Raw genomic sequence first — 1066 nt, 5'->3', positions numbered from 1 at the left:
CGCAGCCGTCAACGACGTCTTGCCATGGTCAACATGACCAATCGTCCCAATGTTAACATGCGGCTTCGTACGCTCAAATTTTCCTTTGGCCATCTCGGTATCCCTTGGGCGGCGTGTCAGGTGTTGGTTTCGAATGCGGGGCGATTAACGACTGACGCCCGAAAAAACAAGCCCTTTGTGGTTCTTCGTCACGTTGAGAAAGTGCGAGAAGCGCGCGAAAGGGCAAAGCCTGGAGCGGATAGCGGGAATCGAACCGGAAGAGCCTTCATTGATTTTATTGACTTTTTTTCCCCTTCGGATGCCATTTGTACCTCACTTTGTACCTCACTTTGTACCCCAATCGACGCCATGGCGTTTGACATCGAACCAGCCTTTTGCCTACATCTGGCGCCTTGGCTCAAGGAGGAGCGGCATGGGGCGAAAAGCAGACATTCAGGGGCCTGACAGGCATCTCACACTTCGCGGCGGTCGGTACTATTATCAACGTCGTGTGCCCACCCATCTCACAGGGATCGTACCCGGACCTTTGATCAAGCGGTCCCTGAAAACTTCCGATCTTACACTGGCCAGAATGAAGCGGGACGTACTGGAAGCCGCTGACAATGATCTATGGTCTTCCCTGACGGTCAATAGCGAAGTCGCCACGGCAAGGCGTCGATACTCATCTGCGGTCAAGCGGGCCGAGGCTCTTGGGTTTCAGTACAGGTCAGCTCTGGACATTATCCAGTCTGGCGGTCTTGTCGAAGCCCTCACCCGTATAGAAGCTGTCGAGAAGATCAAAACACCACAGGACGTGGAAGCAGTACTCGGTCTTGTTGAGACACCGAAGGTCAAGGTCTCCGACGCCCACGACATCTACAAGAATGAAATCGTTGCGGATCAGCTGCTCAGGAAAAGCCCGCGGCAAAGACGGGACTGGGCCAAAGTCAAGGATCGTGCCGTAGAAACCTTCAAGGCTGTCATCGGGGATATCCCGATGATCAGCCCCACTTGAGTGGTCCATTTTAAAAGTTAGTGCATCGCCGGTCTTTGGTCCATCGGAAGGATGGTTTCCGGGGCTGGCGGG

At 54.1% G+C, this 1066-nt stretch carries 2 protein-coding genes; one reads left to right on the top strand and one right to left on the bottom strand.

The genetic code is table 11. The features are described 5' to 3' along the window. Positions 1–93 (bottom strand): GTP-binding protein (locus tag L598_RS21310; protein ID WP_032936484.1); only part of this gene is annotated, 93 nt, incomplete at its 3' end. Positions 94–412: 319 nt separating this feature from the next. Here L598_RS21310 and L598_RS21305 point away from each other — a divergent pair. Next, positions 413–994, top strand: a complete 582-nt coding sequence (locus tag L598_RS21305; RefSeq protein WP_186445140.1) for a DUF6538 domain-containing protein — start codon at positions 413–415, stop codon at positions 992–994. Positions 995–1066 lie beyond the last annotated feature (72 nt).

This window comes from Mesorhizobium sp. J18 (assembly GCF_007829525.1).
Classification (GTDB): domain Bacteria; phylum Pseudomonadota; class Alphaproteobacteria; order Rhizobiales; family Rhizobiaceae; genus VLJP01.
Note: the sequence above shows the minus strand (reverse complement) of the source record. Positions and strands in the feature narration are given on the sequence as shown.

Bases quoted from the DNA above. Each gene is read 5' to 3' on its own strand.
- L598_RS21305 (WP_186445140.1), top strand. From the start codon at position 413: ATGGGGCGAAAAGCAGACATTCAGGGGCCTGACAGGCATCTCACACTT.